Below are 17,391 nucleotides of genomic sequence, written 5' to 3' on the forward strand. Positions count from 1 at the left end.
GGGCACGACCATGACGGACAGCGTCAAGAAAAGACCGGTCTATACCAATATCCACGTCACGCAGATCGTCAGCTATCGCCTTCCGCCCGCTGGCATCGTCTCCATCCTGCATCGCATCAGCGGCTTCCTGATGTTCCTGCTGCTGCCGTTCGCGATCTGGATGCTGGACAACAGCCTGAGCACGGAAATCTCCTTCGAGAGCTTCACCAACGTGTTCGTCGCGGGCTTTGCAGGCATTCCCGGCTGGTTCGTCAAACTCGTGGCGCTGGCCCTGATCTGGGCCTATCTCCTGCACTTCATCGCCGGCGTGCGCCATCTGTGGATGGACGCGACGCACAGCGTCAGCAAGGCCCAGGGCCACAGCTCGGCGCTGATCACGCTGACCCTGAGCACGCTGCTGACGCTGCTGCTGGGCGCCAAGCTGTTCGGTCTGTACTGAGGAACAACAAGAATGAGTACCTTTGGTTCCAAGCGCATCGTCGTCGGTGCGCACTACGGCCTGCGCGACTGGCTCGCGCAGCGCGTCACGGCCGTGCTGATGGCCCTCTTCACCGTGGTGCTGCTGGCCCAGGTGCTGATGCCCGGCGCCCTCGGCTATGACCGCTGGGCGGCGATCTTTTCCCAGCAGTGGATGAAGCTGCTGACCTTCGTGACCATCCTGTCGCTCGCCTATCACGCGTGGGTCGGCATGCGCGACATCTGGATGGACTACATCAAGCCCGTCGGTGTGCGCCTCGCGCTGCAGGTGGCCACCATCGTTTGGTTGTTGGGTTGCGCCGGTTGGGCAATCCAGGTTCTGTGGAGACTCTGATGGCGGCGCTTTCTACCCGCAAGTTCGATGTGGTGATCGTCGGGGCCGGCGGCTCCGGCATGCGCGCCTCCCTGCAGCTGGCCCTGGCCGGCTTGAACGTGGCCGTGCTGTCCAAGGTCTTCCCGACCCGCTCGCACACCGTCGCTGCCCAGGGCGGCATCGGCGCGTCGCTCGGCAACATGTCCGAGGACAACTGGCACTTCCACTTCTTCGACACCGTCAAGGGTTCGGACTGGCTGGGTGACCAGGACGCCATCGAGTTCATGTGCCGCGAAGCGCCCAAGGTCGTCTACGAGCTCGAGCACTTCGGCATGCCGTTTGACCGCAATGCCGACGGCACCATCTACCAGCGCCCCTTCGGCGGCCACACCGCCAACTACGGCGAGAAGCCCGTGCAGCGCGCCTGCGCCGCGGCCGACCGTACCGGCCACGCGCTGCTGCACACGCTCTACCAGCAGAACGTCCGCGCCCGCACGCAGTTCTTCACCGAGTGGATGGCGCTGGACATCATCCGTGACGCCGAGGGCGATGCCGTCGGCGTCACCGCGCTGGAGATGGAGACCGGCGAGGTCCACATCCTGCACGCCAAGACCGTGCTGCTGGCCACCGGTGGCGCCGGCCGCATCTTCGGCGCCAGCACCAATGCCTTCATCAACACCGGTGACGGCCTGGGCATGGCGGCACGCGCCGGCATCCCGCTGGAAGACATGGAGTTCTGGCAGTTCCACCCCACCGGCGTGGCCGGCGCGGGCGTGCTGCTGACCGAAGGCTGCCGCGGCGAAGGCGCCATCCTGCGCAACAGCAACGGCGAGCGCTTCATGGAGCGCTACGCGCCCACGCTGAAGGACCTGGCCCCGCGCGACTTCGTGTCCCGCTCCATGGACCAGGAGATCAAGGAAGGTCGCGGCTGCGGTCCCAACAAGGACTATGTGCTGCTGGACATGACCCACCTGGGCGCCGAGACGATTGCCAAGCGCCTGCCCTCGGTGCTGGAGATCGGCCACAACTTCGCCAACGTCGACATCACCAAGGAACCGATTCCCGTGGTGCCGACCATCCACTACCAGATGGGTGGCATTCCGACGAACGTCCACGGCCAGGTCGTCATCCCCAAGAACGGCAAGCCCAACGACATCATCAACGGCCTCTATGCCGTGGGCGAGTGCTCCTGCGTGTCGGTGCACGGCGCCAACCGCCTGGGCACCAACTCGCTGCTGGACCTGCTGGTCTTCGGCCGTGCCGCCGGCAACCACATCGTCGACTTCAACCTGAAGACGAAGTCGCACAAGGAGCTGCCCAAGGACGCCGCCGACAAGACGCTGTCACGCCTGGCGCGGCTGGAGTCGGCAACCAACGGCGAGTACGCCCAGAACGTCGCCAATGACATCCGCTCGACCATGCAGAAGCATGCCGGCGTGTTCCGCACGCAGGCCTCCATGGATGAAGGCGTGGCCAAGATCAAGGAAGTCGCCCAGCGCGTCGCCGGCATCGGCCTGAAGGACAAGTCCAAGGTCTTCAACACCGAGCGTGTCGAGGCCCTGGAAGTTGAGAACCTCATCGAAGCCGCCCAGGCCACGATGATCTCGGCCGCCGCCCGCCCCGAGAGCCGTGGCGCCCACGCGCACAACGACTACCCGAACCGCGACGACGCGAACTGGATGAAGCACACGCTGTGGTACTCCGAAGGCAACCGCCTGGACTACAAGCCTGTCAATCTCACGCCGCTGACGGTTGAGTCTGTTCCGCCGAAGGTGCGGACGTTCTAAGCACAAAGAGCCAAGACATGAAGCGCACCTTCCAGATCTACCGCTACGACCCCGACAAGGACGCCAAGCCCTACATGCAGACCCTCGAGGTCGAGCTGGACGGCCATGAGCGCATGCTGCTCGACGCCCTGGTCAAGCTGAAGGCGGTCGACCCCTCGCTGTCCTTCCGCCGCTCCTGCCGCGAAGGCGTCTGCGGTTCGGACGCGATGAACATCAACGGCAAGAACGGCCTGGCCTGCCTGACGAATATGCGCACGCTGCCGGGCGTCATCACGCTGAAGCCGCTGCCGGGCCTGCCCGTCGTGCGCGACCTCATCGTCGACATGACGCAGTTCTTCAAGCAATACCACTCGATCAAGCCCTACCTGGTCAACGACAACCCGCCGCCCGAGAAGGAGCGCCTGCAGTCGCCCGTCGAGCGCGAGGAGCTGGACGGCCTGTACGAGTGCATCCTTTGCGCGAGCTGCTCGACGAGCTGCCCGAGCTTCTGGTGGAACCCCGACAAGTTCGTCGGCCCGGCCGGCCTGCTGCAGGCCTACCGCTTCATCGCCGACAGCCGCGACGAAGCGACCTCCGAGCGCCTGGACAACCTCGAGGATCCGTACCGCCTGTTCCGTTGCCACACCATCATGAACTGCGTGGATGTCTGCCCCAAGGGCCTGAACCCCACGAAGGCCATCGGCAAGATCAAGGAACTGATGGTCCGCCGCGCGGTCTGAGGCATGGCTGCACTGATCGGTGAACGCGAACTCTCCAAGTTGCGCTGGCGCTGCCGGCGCGGCCTGCTGGAGAACGACCTCTTCATCGAACGATTCTTTACCCGGCATGCCGACGAAGGCATCAGCGTCATGCAAGCCGAAGGGCTGACGATACTGATGGACCTGGCCGACAACGACCTTTTGGACCTGTTACTGCGCCGCAAGGAGCCCAGTGGTGAAATCGACACCGCTGCCGTGCACCAAGTCCTTGCCGACCTGCGCACCTGATGCTTTTCAAAACCCTAAGGACCGAACCATGACCCCGTCCGACGTCAAAGCCACCCTGTCGTTCTCCGACGGCAGCCCCTCGATGGACCTGCCCCTGTACAAGGGCACGATCGGTCCGGATGTCATCGACATCCGCAAGCTCTACGGCCAGACCGGCAAGTTCACCTACGACCCGGGCTTCCTGTCGACGGCGTCGTGCAACTCGACCATCACCTACATCGACGGTGACAAGGGTGAGCTGCTGTATCGCGGCTACCCCATCGAGCAGCTCGCGGTGAACTGCGACTACCTCGAGACCTGCTATCTGCTGCTGTACGGAGAGCTGCCGAACGAAAGCCAGAAGGCTGACTTCGAGTTCAAGGTCATGCACCACACGATGGTGAATGAGCAGATGCAGTTCTTCCTGCGCGGCTTCCGCCGTGACGCCCACCCGATGGCCGTCATGACGGGCCTGGTGGGCGCGATGTCGGCCTTCTATCACGACAGCACCGACATCAATAACCCCGAGCACCGCGAGATCGCGGCGATCCGCCTGATCGCCAAGATGCCCACGCTGGTGTCCATGGCCTACAAGTACACCATCGGCCAGCCCTACATCTATCCGAAGAACGATCTCTCCTACGCCGGCAACTTCATGCGCATGATGTTTGCCACGCCCTGCGAGGACTACAGCCCCAACCCGGTGCTGGTCCGTGCGATGGACCGCATCTTCACGCTGCACGCCGACCACGAGCAGAACGCGTCGACCTCGACCGTGCGTCTGTGCGGCTCGTCGGGCACCAACCCCTTCGCGGCCATCGCGGCCGGCGTGGCCTGCCTGTGGGGCCCCGCTCACGGCGGCGCCAACGAGGCCTGCCTGAACATGCTGGGCGACATCCAGAAGCAGGGTGGCGTGGCCCGCATCGGCGAGTTCGTCAACAAGGTCAAGGACAAGAACTCCGGCGTCAAGCTGATGGGCTTCGGTCACCGTGTCTACAAGAACTACGACCCGCGCGCCAAGCTGATGCGCGAGACCTGCCACGAAGTGCTGGGCGAACTGGGCCTGCAGAACGACCCGCTGTTCGAACTGGCCATGAAGCTCGAGAAGATCGCGCTGGAAGACGAGTACTTCGTCGCCCGCAAGCTCTACCCGAACGTCGACTTCTACTCGGGCATCGTGCAGCGCGCCATCGGCATCCCGGTGCCGCTGTTCACTGCCATCTTCGCCCTGGCCCGCACGGTCGGCTGGATCGCCCAGCTCAATGAGATGATCGGCGACCCCGAGTACAAGATCGGCCGCCCGCGCCAGCTCTTCGTCGGCGCCACCCCGCGCGACGTCAAGCCCATCGCCCAGCGCTGATCGGCTCACGCTTCACGCGAACCCCTCGGTTTCCCCCGAGGGGTTTCTTGCTTTTGGAGACCTGATGACCGTTCCCGAGATCCTCGTGCTGGGCAGCGTCAACCGCGACCTCATCGTGCACGCGCCGCGGCTGCCCCTGCCAGGCGAGACGCTGCGTGGCCAGAGGTTCGGTTCCTGCCTGGGCGGCAAGGGCGCCAACCAGGCCGTGGCTGCGGCGCGACTGGGCGCAAAGGTGGCGCTGGCCGCGCGCGTGGGCCTGCTGGAGAACGGGGCGGCCATGGTCGAGCAGCTGAAAGGCGAGGGCGTCGACACCCGCGCCATCGCCCAGCCAGCCGACGAGGTGCCGGGTGTGGCGCTGATCGTCGTCGGCGCCGAGGATGCCGAGAACCAGATCGTCACTGTGGCTGGCTCCAATGGCACGTTGCCGCTGGAGCAGGTCGAAGCGCTGCAACTGGATGGCCTGCGCTGGCTGGTCGCCCAGCAGGAGCTGCCGCTCGAGAGCGTGGCGCGTGCCTTCCAGCGCGCGCATGCAACTGGCGTGAAGACCCTCCTGAACGCCGCTCCCTTTCGCCCCGGATGCGAGGTTCTGCTGCCTCACGTCGACCTGCTCGTCGTCAACGCACTCGAGGCACAAGCGCTGGTGACGACGCTGGGTGGCGGCGCGGCCGATCCCGAATCCCTGGCCAGGTCTCTGCGCGCCAAAGGGCCGGCGGCCGTCCTGGTGTCGCTTGGTGCCGAAGGGCTGTGCTGGGTCGATGCAGAGGGCACGCGCCGGGTGCCGGCCCGCAAGGTCAAGGCCGTCGATACCGTCGGTGCCGGCGACACCCTCGTCGGTGCTCTCGTCACCGCCTTGGCCGAAGGTCAGCCCATCGCCGATGCGCTCGCCTTTGCCCAGGCCGCCGCAGCCATCGCCGTGTCGCGTCCCGGCGTTCAGGACGCGATGCCGCGCCGCGCCGAAGTCGAACAATCGCTGAAGAACTGAATCCCACAAGGAGAACAAGATGTCCCAACAGACCCTGCTGCTGCCCCGCTGGATCCTGACCATGAAGGCCGGTGAGAGCACGCTGGAGAACCACGGCCTGCTGATCGAAGGCGAGCGCATCGCCGCCATCGGCCCGCGCGCCGACCTGCTGGCCAAGTACCCGCAAGCCGAGCGCGTCGAACTGCCCGAGCAGATCCTCATCCCCGGCCTCATCAACGGCCACGCCCACTCGGCCATGACGCTGCTGCGTGGCGTCGCCGACGACGTGCCGCTGATGGACTGGCTGCAGAACCACATCTGGCCGCTGGAGAAGCAATGGGTCAGCGAGGACTGGACCTATCTCGGCTCCAAGCTGGCGGCCGCCGAAGGCCTGCGCAGCGGCACGACCTACATCAACGACATGTATTTCTTCCCGACCGCCATGGCCCGTGCCGCGGTGGACTCGGGCGTGCGTGCCGCCGTGTCGATGAACGTCATCGACTTCCCCACCGGCTATGCCTCGGGGCCCGACGACTACATCGCCAAGGGCGTGGCCGCCTACGAGCAGTACAAGGGCGAGAAGCTGCTGGACTGGACCAGCGCGCCGCACGCGCCCTACACGGTCTCGGACGAAACCTTCATCAAGCTGCGCGACCTGGCCGAGAAGCTCGACATCCAGATGCACTGCCACATCCACGAGACGGCAGGCGAGGTGACGGACGGCATCAAGGCCCACGGCGTGCGCCCCATCGCCCGCCTGGACAAGCTGGGCCTGTTCAACGAGCGCATGATCGCCGTGCACATGGTCCATCTCAACGAGGAAGAGATAGCGCTGATGGCCAGGAAGGGCGTGCACCTGGTGCACAACCCCAACTCCAACCTCAAGCTGGCCTCGGGCGTGATGCCGCTGAAGGCCCTGGAAGCTGCGGGAGTGAACACCATCCTCGGCACCGACGGCGCAGCGTCCAACAACCGCCTGGACATGTTCGGCGAGATCCGCTCGGCCGCCTTGCTGGCCAAGGGCATCACGGGCGACCCGACCGTGGCCACGGCGCGCACGGCACTGGAGATGGCCACCATCCGCGCCGCCAAGGCCATGGGCCGTGCCGATGACCTCGGCTCGCTGGAGGTCGGCAAGTTGGCCGACGTCGTCGCCGTGTCGCTGGACAACCTCGAGTGCCAGCCGGTCTACAACGCGGCGGCTCAGCTCGTCTACGTGGCCGGCCGCGAGCACGTCAGCAACGTCTGGGTGGGTGGCCATCAGGTGCTGCGCGAGCGGCAGCCGACCACAATCGACGTGCCGGCCCTGCTGGCCGAGGTGCGCGACGTCGTGGGTCGCATGAAATCTTCCTGAATGGTCAAAGTCGGGAGGGCTGCATTGCCCTTCTAGAATGCTGGTTTTCCCTTGCCGCAGGCCCGCGGCAGCAGCCTCCCGACGCCAATGACTCGCACCCTGCATCTGCAATGTTTCGAGGGCGGCAACGCCTTGTCCGCCTTCCGCGCGCAGGCGCTGCTTGCCAAGCTGCAACAGGTCAATGAACGCATCAGCGGCGTCAGCGCCCGCGCGGTGCACTGGGTGTGGACCGATGCGCCGATGGCGGCCGATGCGCGTGAGCGTTTCGAAGCCCTGCTGACCTACGGCGAGCCCGCCGACAGCGACGCGAGCGGTGACCTGGTCGTCGTCACGCCGCGCTTCGGCACCGTCAGCCCCTGGGCCTCCAAGGCCATCGACATCGCCCGCAACTGCGGCCTCAACCTGCGTCGCGTCGAGCGCGTCGTCGAATACCGCGTGGCGCTGAAGTCGGGTCTGCTGGGCGGCACCAAGCATCTGAGCGATGCCGAGCTCAGGGCCTGCGCCGAGCTGCTGCACGACCGCATGACCGAGTCGGCCTGCTTCACGCGTGAAGACACGGCCCATCTCTTCGACGAGCGCAGCGCCGAGCCGCTGGCCCATGTGGACGTGCTGGGTGCCGGCCGCACGGCGTTGGAGAAGGCCAATGTCGAATTCGGCCTGGCCCTGTCCACCGACGAGATCGACTACCTCGACACCAACTTCAAGAAGCTCGGCCGCAACCCCAGCGACGTCGAGCTGATGATGTTCGCCCAGGCCAACAGCGAGCACTGCCGCCACAAGATCTTCAACGCGAGCTTCATCGTCGACGGCGAGCAGCAGCCGCTGAGCTTGTTCGGCATGATCCGCAACACCGAGAAGCTGAACTCCCAGCACACGGTGGTCGCCTACTCCGACAACGCGGCCATCATGCAAGGCCATGCCATCGAGCGCTGGATGCCGGCGCCGCAGCCGGGTGCGGCCTACGTGGCGCGCGCCGAGCAGGCCGAGGTGCTGATGAAGGTGGAGACGCACAACCACCCGACGGCCATCTCGCCCCACCCAGGCGCGTCCACCGGCGCCGGCGGCGAAATCCGCGACGAAGGCGCCACCGGCCGCGGCTCCAAGCCCAAGGCCGGCCTGACGGGCTTCTCGGTGTCCAACCTGCACCTGCCGGGCCTGTCCGAGCCCTGGGAGCAGAACCCCGTCGGCAAGCCGGCCCACATCGCCAGCGCGCTGCAGATCATGATCGACGGGCCGCTGGGCGGCGCGGCCTTCAACAACGAGTTCGGCCGGCCCAATCTGGCGGGCTATTTCCGCGTCTTCGAACAGTCCGTGGACGGCGTGCGCCGCGGCTATCACAAGCCCATCATGATCGCGGGCGGCCTGGGCACCATCCGCTCGGACCTGACCCACAAGATCGAATTCCCGGCCGGCAGCCTGCTGGTGCAGCTGGGTGGTCCGGGCATGCGCATCGGCATGGGCGGCAGTGCGGCCTCGTCGATGGCGGCGGGTACCAACACGGCCGACCTGGACTTCGACTCCGTGCAGCGTGGCAACCCCGAGATCGAACGCCGCGCCCAGGAGGTCATCAACCACTGCTGGGGCCTGGGTGAGACGAACCCCATCCTGGCCATCCACGATGTGGGTGCGGGCGGCATCTCCAATGCCTTCCCCGAGCTGGTCAACGACGCCGGCCGCGGCGCGCGCTTCGATCTGCGCAAGGTGCCGCTGGAAGAGTCGGGCCTGGCGCCCAAGGAAATCTGGTGCAACGAGAGCCAGGAGCGCTATGTGCTGGCGATTGCGCCGGACAGCCTGGAGCGTTTTGCGGCGATGTGCGCGCGTGAGCGTTGCCCCTTCGCCGTCGTCGGTGTCGTCACCGAGGAACGCGATCTCAAGCTCGTCGACGAGCAGTCGGGCGACGACCATCCCATCGACATGCCCATGGACGTGCTGCTGGGCAAGCCGCCCAAGATGCAGCGCGACGTCAAGCGCGTGGCACGTGACGGTGGCGCGCTGGACCTGAACGGCGTCAAGCTCGAACAGGCCGCCTTCGATGTGCTGCGCCACCCCACCGTGGCCAACAAGCGCTTCCTCGTCACCATCGGCGACCGCACCGTGGGCGGCCTCAACCACCGCGACCAGATGGTCGGCCCCTGGCAGGTGCCGGTGGCGGACTGCGCCGTCACGCTGGCCGACTTCAAGGGCTTTGCCGGCGAGGCCATGAGCATGGGCGAGCGCACGCCGCTCGCGGCCGTCAACGCGCCGGCTTCCGGCCGCATGGCCGTGGCCGAGGCCATCACCAATCTGCTGGCGGCGCCCTTCGAGCTGCCGCGCGTCAAGCTCAGCGCCAACTGGATGGCCGCCTGCGGCGAGGCTGGCGAGGATGCGGCCCTGTTCGACACCGTCAAGGCCGTCGGCATGGAGCTGTGCCCGGCCCTGGGCATCTCTATTCCCGTCGGCAAGGATTCCCTGTCGATGCGCACGAAATGGAGCGAAAACGGGGACGACAAGCAGGTCACCGCGCCGGTGTCGCTGATCGTCACCGCCTTCGCCAGCATCGCCGACGTGCGCGGCACGCTGACGCCCGAGTGGCAGCGGGAAGACTCCTGCGCCATCCTGGTCGACCTGGGTCAGGGCCGGCACCGCATGGGCGGCTCCATCCTGGCGCAGACGCTGAACCAGTTCGGCTCGGATGTGCCGGATCTGGACGACCCCAAGCTGCTGGTCTCGCTCGTCAACGCCATCAACGAACTGCGCGCCGCTGGCAAGCTGCTGGCCTATCACGACCGCTCCGACGGCGGCCTGTGGGCTGCTGCCTGCGAAATGGCCTTCGCGGGCCAGACGGGCCTGAGCCTGAACGTCGACATGCTGGTCACCGAAGGCGACGGCATCAGCGACAGCCGCGCCGACATGGGCGACTCCAAGAACTGGGCGACGCAAGTCGGCGCCCGCCGCGAGGAACTGACGCTGCGCGCGCTGTTCGCCGAGGAACTGGGCGCGCTGATCCAGGTCCGCGCCGCCGACCGCGACGCCGTCATGCAGGTGCTGCGCGCCCATGGCCTGTCCAAGCATTCGCATGTGGTTGCCAAGCCGAATGCGTCGCGGCAGATGGAAGTCTGGCGCGATGCCAAGAAGGTCTTCGGCGCCGATCTGACGGCCCTGCAGCAGACGTGGGACGAGGTGTCCTGGCGTATCGCGAAGCTGCGCGACAACCCGGCCGGTGCCGATGCCGAGCATGCCGCCGCCGGCAAGGCGGATGACCCCGGTCTGCACGTTCACCTGACGTTCACGCCCGAGGCGCCGTTCGTCTCGACGGGCGCTAGACCTAAGGTCGCCATCCTGCGCGAGCAAGGCGTCAACTCCCATGTCGAGATGGCTTATGCGATGTCGCTGGGCGGCTTCGACAGCTTCGACGTGCACATGAGCGACCTGCAGTCGGGCGCGGTCAAGCTGGACGGCTTTGCGGCCTTTGTGGCCTGCGGCGGCTTCAGCTATGGCGACACCCTGGGAGCCGGCGAAGGCTGGGCGCGCAGCATCATGTTCAACCCGGTGCTGACCGAGCAGTTCCGCAGCTTCTTCTCACGTTCGGACACGCTGGCCCTGGGTGTCTGCAATGGCTGCCAGATGCTGGCGGCGCTGGCTCCGATCATTCCTGGCGCCGAGGCCTGGCCGCGCTTCACACGCAACCAGAGCGAGCAGTACGAGGCCCGCCTGGCCCTGGTCGAAGTGCTGGATTCGCCCAGCGTCTTCTTCAAGGACATGGCCGGCAGCCGCGTGCCCATCGCCGTTGCCCACGGCGAGGGTTTTGCGAACTTCGCCCGCCAGGGTGATGCCAGCAAGGTCATCCGGGCCATGCGCTTTGTCGACAACCACGGCCAGGCCACCGAGGCTTATCCGTTCAACCCGAACGGCAGCCCGGGTGGCCTGACTTCGGTGACGACGCCGGACGGCCGCTTCACGGCGCTGATGCCCCATCCGGAGCGCGTCTTCCGCAATGTGCTGATGAGCTGGACCTCGGGCGACAAGAGCGAGCACAGCCCCTGGCTGCGGATGTTCCAGAACGCGCGGAAGGCTCTCGGCTAAGCCGCGTCGACCTCGAGCAGCAGCCGGTCGAGGCCTTCTTCGGTGCCTCGGCGGCGCTGCTCGATGTCCATATGACCGTCGAGGTAGGCGAGCTGCTCGGTCAGCTTCAGCGTCGAGCCTGAAGCACTGTCCGCGAACTCCACCGTGACCAACGACGCCGACAGCGCGCGTCCGCCCATGGCCATGGAGTAGGCGAAGACGATGCGCGCGTTCGTCACGATGTCGAGAAAGACCTTGTCCACCGCCAGCGGCGTGCCGTCCTCCAGCTTGCTGCGGTAGGTCTCCAAGCCGCCGGGCCGGAAATCCATGCTGAATTCGGTCGCGCCGGTCTCGGCATGGCAGTCGTTCCAGCGCTGCTTGGTGGCCGGATCGGCCCAGGCGGCGAAGACGCGGGCGGCCGAGGCCTTGAAGGAGCGCTCAAGCACAAAGCTGGTGTGGGCAGCGGGCTGCGTCATGGCTTGTCGTCCTGCTCGCTGAGCAGTGCTTCGAGGGCGTCGAACTGGCGATGCCATTGCGTCTTGCGCTCGGCCACCCAGGCCTCCAGGCCGCCGAAAGCATCCCGTGCGATGCAGTAGGTGCGCACGCGGCCGGCCTTGTCCGATTGCACCAGGCCGCCGGCCTCCAGCACGGCCAGGTGCTTGACCGCCGACGGCAGGCGCAGGTCCAGCGGCTTCGCGAGATCGGTCACCGAAGCAGGCCCGCGGCTGAGCTGGTCGACCATGGCGCGGCGGTTGCCGTCGGCCAGGGCGACGAAGAGGCGGTCCAGGCGCTCAGTCGGCGAGGAAGCGAGCGGGGAGGGCATGGCGCAGCGGGTAGTAGGGGAAGACCGGGCGGGCCTCGACGATGACGCGCCAGACCGAGGGCCTAGCCAGCAGGCGCTCGAAGTAGGCGGACAGCCGTGCATGCTCCGGTGAGAAGGGACGCACGATGGCGGCGTAGAACAGGGCTGGTGCGGCGGCGCAGTCGGCCATCGTGAAGGCCTCGCCGGCGGCCCATGTGCGGTCACCCAGGCGGCTTTCGAGGAGGTCGTAGGCCATGCCGAGGTCGGCGACCGTGCCGGTCAGTGTGGCTGCATCGCGCTCGGCCTCGGGGCGCAGCTGCTGGGCGATGAAGCGCTGCATGGGCGTCATCACATACAAGTCGAAGACGCGGTCCCAGAGGCGGACTTCCAGCTGCGCTTCGAAGTCGTCAGGCAGCAGTTGCACCAGGCCCGGGTGGCGGCGTTCCAGGTATTCGATCTGGATCGACGTCTCGGGCACCACGCGCTCGCCGTCGACGAGCAGAGGGATCTTGGCCGTGGGCCAGAGCGCCGCATAGGCCGATCTCGCGGCCGGGTCGCCGAGGTTGACGAGCTGGGCCTCGAAGGGCGCACCGTTCTCGTACAGCGCGATCAAGACTTTCCAGCAGTAGGAGGACAGGGGGTGGTAATGCAGCGTCAATGCCATGGAAGGGTCTCGTCAGTTTCCGATGTGGCTAAGTTTAATAAAACTTTCCAAAAATGGAAACTGTTTGGGCGAAACAAAGGCGGGTCGGAGCCCGCCTTCGATCCGAAGCGCCGGCGCTCAGTCTTGGACGACCGCCGCCGTCTGCAGCCGCTTGTTGATCCGCAGTGCCACCAGGGTGCAGACCACGCCCGACAGCAGGTAGGCGCTCAGCGACACCAGGCCGAAGCGCGAAGACAGGTAAAGCGCCACCACGGGCGCGAAGGCCGCGCCCAGCAGCCAGGCGAAGTCGGCCGTCAGCGCGGCGCCCGTGTAGCGGAAGTGGGGCAGGAAGTTGGACGTCACCGAGCCGGCCGACTGGCCGTAGGACAGGCCCAGCAGCACGAAGCCGATCAGGATGAAGGCTGCCTGGCCGGGCTTGCCGCCACCCAGCATGAAGGGGGCGAACAGCGCGAAGATGCCGATGGCGACGGCCATGGTGCCCAGGTAGCTGCGCCGGCCGATCTTGTCGGCGATCAGCCCGGACATGGGCATGGCGGTGGCGGCGAAGGCCACCCCGAGCAACTCCATCTTGATGAAGTCGTCGACGCCCTGCGGGTCCGACAGCGCCACCCAGGACAGCGGGAAGACCGTCACGAGGTGGAAGAGGGCATAGCTGGCCAGGGCGGCAAAGGCGCCGATGACGATATGGTGGCCTTGGGCCGGCAGCAGTTCGCGCAGATAGGCGGGGTCGAGCTCATGCTCCTCCATGCGCTTCTCGTACTCGTGCGTGACCACCAGGCGCAGCCGGGCGAACAGCGCGACGACGTTGATGGCGAAGGCCGTGAAGAAGGGGAAGCGCCAGCCCCAGGAGAGGAAGTCCTTGGCATCCAGGCTGCCATAGACGTAGAGGAACACGCCCGACGCCACGAAGAAGCCCAGCGGCGCGCCCAGCTGGCCCAGCATGGCGTACCAGCCGCGGCGGTCGGCCGGAGCGTTCAGGGCCAGCAGGGAGGGCAGGCCGTCCCAGGAGCCGCCCAGGGCCAGGCCCTGGCCGACCCGGCACAGGGCCAGCAGCCAGATGGCCGTGGCGCCAACATCGGCATAGCCGGGCAGCAGGCCCATGCCGACCGTGGAGCAGCCCAGCAGGAAAAGGGCGGCGGTCAGTTTGGTCGAGCGGCCGAAATGGCGCTGGATGGACATGCCGATCAGGGTGCCGACCGGTCGGACGACGAAAGCCAGCGCAAAGACCAGAAAGGCGTAGAGGGTGCCTGTCAGCCGATCCGCAAAGGAAAAGAAGACCTGGGGAAAGACCAGCACCGAGGCAATGCCAAAGACGAAAAAGTCGAAATATTCGGACGCGCGCCCGATGATGACGCCCACCGCGATGTCGCCGGGGGCCAGATCCTCGTCCGTGCGGGTGGTCAGCGGACCGGAATTGGGGTGATGGAAAGTACTGCCTGCAACTGCCATTTCGGGCTTGTCTCCGTCTGTGCCTTGGACAAAATGTCCAATCGTTGATTTGCCTCAATCAACTTACATTCCGTCGCTGCACGCAAGATCGTTAACCCTCGCGCGCCTCTCAGGATGTACCCCAACAAGTCTCTCCTTACAAGCGCCCTGGTTTTGTCAGCCAGCTTCGCTTTGTCGGGCTGCGATTGGATCGTGATGAAGCCGCACGGCGACATCGCCAACCAGCAGGCCCAGCTCATCGTCACCTCCACGCTGCTGATGCTGCTGATCATCGTCCCGGTGATCGCCCTGACGCTGTTCTTCGCCTACCGTTACCGCCAGTCCAACGACGAGGCGACGTATGCGCCGGACTGGGACCATTCCACCCGCCTGGAGCTGGTGATCTGGGGTGCGCCGCTGCTGATCATCATCGCCCTGGGCGCCATCACCTGGATCAGCACCCACAAGCTCGATCCCTTCCGCCCGCTGGACCGCATCGCCGAAGGCAGGCCGGTGGCCGCCGACGTGAAGCCGCTGGAGGTCTATGCGGTGTCCATGGACTGGAAGTGGCTCTTCATCTACCCCGAGCAGGGCATTGCCACCGTCAACGAACTGGCCGCGCCGGTGGATCGCCCCATCCACTTCCGCTTCACGTCGACGTCGGTGATGAACACCTTCTACGTGCCCGCCCTGGCCGGCATGATCTACACGATGCCGGGCATGCAGACGCAGTTGCACGCCGTCATCAACAAGGCCGGCGTCTATGACGGCCTGTCGGCCCAGTACAGCGGCGCCGGCTTCTCGGACATGCGCTTCAAGTTCCACGGCCTGACGGACGAGGAGTTCGCGCGCTGGATCGACAGCAACAAGGCCGGCGGCAACGCGCTGACCCGCGCCGACTACCTGAAGCTCGAGCAGCCCAGCGCCAAGGAGCCCATCCGCCGCTACGCCAGCGTCGAGCCGGGCCTGTGGAGCGCCATCATCGACCGCTGCGTCGATGGCAAGAAGATGTGCTCCAGCCAGATGATGGCCATCGATGCCGCCGGCGGCGCCGGCAAGGGCGGCGTGGCCAGCACCATGCGCAGCCCCTGGCGCGATGCCGAGGGCGCCGAACGCGAGCGCACCGTCGTGGCCGCCCTGTGCACGCCGACCAACCTGCTGGGGCTGCCCGTCGAGGCTGCTTCACCCGCTGCGCGGAAGAACTAAGACATGTCCAACGCCGTCGTTGCGCAGCATCAGGCTGCCGATCAGTTGCATCCCCTTCTCGGCCGCCTGGGCTGGGAGGCCCTGCCGCTGCATGAACCCATCCTCGTCGCCACCTTCATCGCCGTCGCCCTGGGCGGCGCGCTGGTGTTCGCGCTGATCACCAAGTTCAAGCTCTGGGGCCCTCTGTGGCGCGACTGGATCACCAGCATCGACCACAAGAAGATCGGCATCATGTACATCATCCTCGGGGTGGTGATGCTGCTGCGCGGCTTCGCGGACGCGCTGATGATGCGCGCCCACCAGGCCCTGGCCTTCGGTGACAGCGCCGGCTTCCTGCCGCCTCACCACTACGACCAGGTCTTCACGGCCCACGGCGTGATCATGATCTTCTTCGTCGCGATGCCCTTCGTGACCGGCTTCATGAACTACGTCGTGCCGCTGCAGATCGGCGCGCGCGACGTCGCCTTCCCCTTCCTGAACAACTTCAGCTTCTGGATGACCGCCGGCGGCGCCATCCTCGTGATGATGTCGCTGTTCATCGGCGAGTTCGCCAAGACCGGCTGGCTGGCCTATCCGCCGCTGTCGGGCCTGCTGGCCAGCCCCGACGTGGGGGTGGACTACTACCTGTGGTCACTGCAGATCGCGGGGGTGGGCACGACGCTGTCGGGCATCAACCTGATCGCCACCATCATCAAGATGCGCGCGCCCGGCATGACCATGATGAAGATGCCCGTCTTCACGTGGACCTCGCTGTGCACCAACGTGCTGATCGTCGCGACCTTCCCGGTGCTGGCCGCCACGCTGGCCCTGCTGACCGCTGACCGCTACCTCGGCACCAACTTCTTCACCAACGATCTTGGCGGCAACGCCATGCTCTACGTGAACCTGATCTGGATCTGGGGCCACCCCGAGGTCTACATCCTGGTGCTGCCGGTGTTCGGCATCTTCTCCGAGGTGGTGTCCACCTTCAGCCGCAAGAAGCTGTTCGGCTATGCCTCCATGGTCTATGCCACGGTCGTCATCACCATCCTGAGCTACCTGGTCTGGCTGCACCACTTCTTCACGATGGGCTCGGGCGCCAGCGTGAACAGCTTCTTCGGCATCACGACGATGATCATCTCGATCCCGACGGGCGCCAAGATCTTCAACTGGCTGTTCACGATGTACCGCGGCCGCATCAAGTTCGAGGTGCCGATGCTGTGGACCGTGGGCTTCATGGTCACGTTCAGCATCGGCGGCATGACGGGCGTGCTGCTCGCGGTGCCGGCGGCCGACTTCGTGCTGCACAACAGCCTGTTCCTGATCGCCCACTTCCACAACGTCATCATCGGCGGTGTGGTGTTCGGCGTCTTCGCCGGCATCAACTACTGGTTCCCCAAGGCCTTCGGCTTCCGCCTGGACGCCTTCTGGGGCAAGGTCTCGTTCTGGTGCTGGTTCATCGGCTTCTGGGTCGCCTTCACGCCGCTGTACATCCTCGGCCTGATGGGCATCACCCGCCGCGTCAGCCACTTCGACGACATGACGCTGCAGCCTTACTTCGTCACCGCCGCCATCGGCGCCGGCATCGTGGCCCTGGGCATTGGCGCCTTCCTGGTCCAGATCGCCGTCAGCGTCTGGCGCCGCAAGGAGCTGGCCGACACGACGGGTGACATCTGGGGCGGCCGCACGCTGGAGTGGTCGACGTCCTCGCCGCCGCCGGACTACAACTTCGCCTTCACGCCCATCGCCCACGAGCTGGACGCCTGGCAGGACATGAAGCAGCGTGGCGTCGAGCGCCCGAAGACCGGCTTCGTGGCCATCCACATGCCCAGGAACACCGGCGCCGGTTTCATCATTGGCATGCTGGCCACCGCCATGGGCTTCGCCTTGATCTGGCGCATGTATCCGCTGGCCGGCCTGGCATTCGCCGCCACGGTGATCGCGTCCATCGCGCACACCTTCAACTACAACCGCGACTATCACATCGGCGCCGATGCCGTGACCCGCACCGAGGAAGAGCGCACCCGTGCGCTGGCTTCCGCCGCCTGAGATCC

At 66.2% G+C, this 17,391-nt stretch carries 15 protein-coding genes; 11 read left to right on the forward strand and 4 right to left on the reverse strand.

Annotated elements, in window-relative coordinates; translation table 11 throughout:
• The first annotated feature begins 10 nt into the window (after window positions 1–10).
• From sdhC to purL, 9 genes are all read left to right on the forward strand, one after another.
• Window positions 11–439, forward strand: a complete 429-nt coding sequence (sdhC, locus tag AC3WOE_RS01975) for a succinate dehydrogenase, cytochrome b556 subunit (protein ID WP_492687832.1) — start codon at window positions 11–13, stop codon at window positions 437–439.
• A 12-nt stretch (window positions 440–451) separates the two neighbouring features.
• Complete coding sequence (gene sdhD / locus AC3WOE_RS01980; RefSeq protein ID WP_492687834.1) at window positions 452–811, forward strand: succinate dehydrogenase, hydrophobic membrane anchor protein; 360 nt, start codon at window positions 452–454, stop codon at window positions 809–811.
• On the forward strand, window positions 811–2,577 hold the full coding sequence (sdhA, locus tag AC3WOE_RS01985) for a succinate dehydrogenase flavoprotein subunit (protein ID WP_492687836.1): 1,767 nt from the start codon (window positions 811–813) through the stop codon (window positions 2,575–2,577). The genes sdhD and sdhA overlap by 1 nt, the downstream gene beginning before the upstream one ends.
• A gap of 17 nt (window positions 2,578–2,594) precedes the next feature.
• Complete coding sequence (locus tag AC3WOE_RS01990; RefSeq protein WP_492687838.1) at window positions 2,595–3,296, forward strand: succinate dehydrogenase iron-sulfur subunit; 702 nt, start codon at window positions 2,595–2,597, stop codon at window positions 3,294–3,296.
• Between the two features lie 3 nt (window positions 3,297–3,299).
• Window positions 3,300–3,563, forward strand: coding sequence for an FAD assembly factor SdhE (locus AC3WOE_RS01995; protein WP_492687840.1), 264 nt, complete (start codon window positions 3,300–3,302; stop codon window positions 3,561–3,563).
• A gap of 28 nt (window positions 3,564–3,591) precedes the next feature.
• Entirely contained in the window at window positions 3,592–4,902 is a 1,311-nt protein-coding gene (gene gltA / locus AC3WOE_RS02000) for a citrate synthase (RefSeq protein WP_492687842.1), read from the forward strand.
• A 64-nt stretch (window positions 4,903–4,966) separates the two neighbouring features.
• Window positions 4,967–5,884, forward strand: coding sequence for a ribokinase (locus AC3WOE_RS02005; RefSeq protein ID WP_492687844.1), 918 nt, complete (start codon window positions 4,967–4,969; stop codon window positions 5,882–5,884).
• Window positions 5,885–5,903: 19 nt separating this feature from the next.
• Window positions 5,904–7,217, forward strand: coding sequence for a TRZ/ATZ family hydrolase (locus AC3WOE_RS02010; RefSeq protein ID WP_492687846.1), 1,314 nt, complete (start codon window positions 5,904–5,906; stop codon window positions 7,215–7,217).
• Between the two features lie 87 nt (window positions 7,218–7,304).
• Window positions 7,305–11,279, forward strand: coding sequence for a phosphoribosylformylglycinamidine synthase (gene purL, locus AC3WOE_RS02015; RefSeq protein WP_492687848.1), 3,975 nt, complete (start codon window positions 7,305–7,307; stop codon window positions 11,277–11,279).
• On the opposite strand, the gene AC3WOE_RS02020 is transcribed toward purL, so the two are convergent.
• From AC3WOE_RS02020 to AC3WOE_RS02035, 4 genes are all read right to left on the reverse strand, one after another.
• Window positions 11,276–11,734, reverse strand: a complete 459-nt coding sequence (locus AC3WOE_RS02020; RefSeq protein WP_492687850.1) for an SRPBCC family protein — start codon at window positions 11,732–11,734, stop codon at window positions 11,276–11,278. The two genes, purL and AC3WOE_RS02020, sit on opposite strands and share 4 nt — an antisense overlap.
• Window positions 11,731–12,081 (reverse strand): ArsR/SmtB family transcription factor, encoded by a 351-nt coding sequence (locus AC3WOE_RS02025; RefSeq protein WP_492687852.1) that lies wholly within the window; start codon window positions 12,079–12,081, stop codon window positions 11,731–11,733. The genes AC3WOE_RS02020 and AC3WOE_RS02025 overlap by 4 nt, the downstream gene beginning before the upstream one ends.
• The gene (locus tag AC3WOE_RS02030) at window positions 12,050–12,724 is read right to left on the reverse strand and encodes a glutathione S-transferase family protein (RefSeq protein ID WP_492687854.1); all 675 of its coding nucleotides are present in this window, start codon (window positions 12,722–12,724) and stop codon (window positions 12,050–12,052) included. The genes AC3WOE_RS02025 and AC3WOE_RS02030 overlap by 32 nt, the downstream gene beginning before the upstream one ends.
• A 117-nt stretch (window positions 12,725–12,841) precedes the next feature.
• Window positions 12,842–14,173, reverse strand: coding sequence for an MFS transporter (locus AC3WOE_RS02035; protein ID WP_492687856.1), 1,332 nt, complete (start codon window positions 14,171–14,173; stop codon window positions 12,842–12,844).
• Between the two features lie 114 nt (window positions 14,174–14,287).
• Between AC3WOE_RS02035 and cyoA the strand changes: the two genes are divergently transcribed.
• Both cyoA and cyoB read left to right on the forward strand, forming a co-directional pair.
• The gene (gene cyoA / locus AC3WOE_RS02040) at window positions 14,288–15,358 is read left to right on the forward strand and encodes a ubiquinol oxidase subunit II (protein WP_492687858.1); all 1,071 of its coding nucleotides are present in this window, start codon (window positions 14,288–14,290) and stop codon (window positions 15,356–15,358) included.
• A 3-nt stretch (window positions 15,359–15,361) separates the two neighbouring features.
• Window positions 15,362–17,386, forward strand: coding sequence for a cytochrome o ubiquinol oxidase subunit I (gene cyoB, locus AC3WOE_RS02045; RefSeq protein WP_492687860.1), 2,025 nt, complete (start codon window positions 15,362–15,364; stop codon window positions 17,384–17,386).
• Window positions 17,387–17,391 lie beyond the last annotated feature (5 nt).

The organism is Roseateles sp. FW305-36 (genome assembly GCF_058787015.1).

What these genes read in the sequence shown, in the direction of transcription:
- sdhC (WP_492687832.1), top strand. Translation starts at nt 11, where the DNA reads ATGACGGACAGCGTCAAGAAAAGACCGGTCTATACCAATATCCACGTC.
- sdhD (WP_492687834.1), top strand. Translation starts at nt 452, where the DNA reads ATGAGTACCTTTGGTTCCAAGCGCATCGTCGTCGGTGCGCACTACGGC.
- sdhA (WP_492687836.1), top strand. Translation starts at nt 811, where the DNA reads ATGGCGGCGCTTTCTACCCGCAAGTTCGATGTGGTGATCGTCGGGGCC.
- AC3WOE_RS01990 (WP_492687838.1), top strand. Translation starts at nt 2,595, where the DNA reads ATGAAGCGCACCTTCCAGATCTACCGCTACGACCCCGACAAGGACGCC.
- AC3WOE_RS01995 (WP_492687840.1), top strand. Translation starts at nt 3,300, where the DNA reads ATGGCTGCACTGATCGGTGAACGCGAACTCTCCAAGTTGCGCTGGCGC.
- gltA (WP_492687842.1), top strand. Translation starts at nt 3,592, where the DNA reads ATGACCCCGTCCGACGTCAAAGCCACCCTGTCGTTCTCCGACGGCAGC.
- AC3WOE_RS02005 (WP_492687844.1), top strand. Translation starts at nt 4,967, where the DNA reads ATGACCGTTCCCGAGATCCTCGTGCTGGGCAGCGTCAACCGCGACCTC.
- AC3WOE_RS02010 (WP_492687846.1), top strand. Translation starts at nt 5,904, where the DNA reads ATGTCCCAACAGACCCTGCTGCTGCCCCGCTGGATCCTGACCATGAAG.
- purL (WP_492687848.1), top strand. Translation starts at nt 7,305, where the DNA reads ATGACTCGCACCCTGCATCTGCAATGTTTCGAGGGCGGCAACGCCTTG.
- AC3WOE_RS02020 (WP_492687850.1), bottom strand. Translation starts at nt 11,734, where the DNA reads ATGACGCAGCCCGCTGCCCACACCAGCTTTGTGCTTGAGCGCTCCTTC.
- AC3WOE_RS02025 (WP_492687852.1), bottom strand. Translation starts at nt 12,081, where the DNA reads ATGCCCTCCCCGCTCGCTTCCTCGCCGACTGAGCGCCTGGACCGCCTC.
- AC3WOE_RS02030 (WP_492687854.1), bottom strand. Translation starts at nt 12,724, where the DNA reads ATGGCATTGACGCTGCATTACCACCCCCTGTCCTCCTACTGCTGGAAA.
- AC3WOE_RS02035 (WP_492687856.1), bottom strand. Translation starts at nt 14,173, where the DNA reads ATGGCAGTTGCAGGCAGTACTTTCCATCACCCCAATTCCGGTCCGCTG.
- cyoA (WP_492687858.1), top strand. Translation starts at nt 14,288, where the DNA reads ATGTACCCCAACAAGTCTCTCCTTACAAGCGCCCTGGTTTTGTCAGCC.
- cyoB (WP_492687860.1), top strand. Translation starts at nt 15,362, where the DNA reads ATGTCCAACGCCGTCGTTGCGCAGCATCAGGCTGCCGATCAGTTGCAT.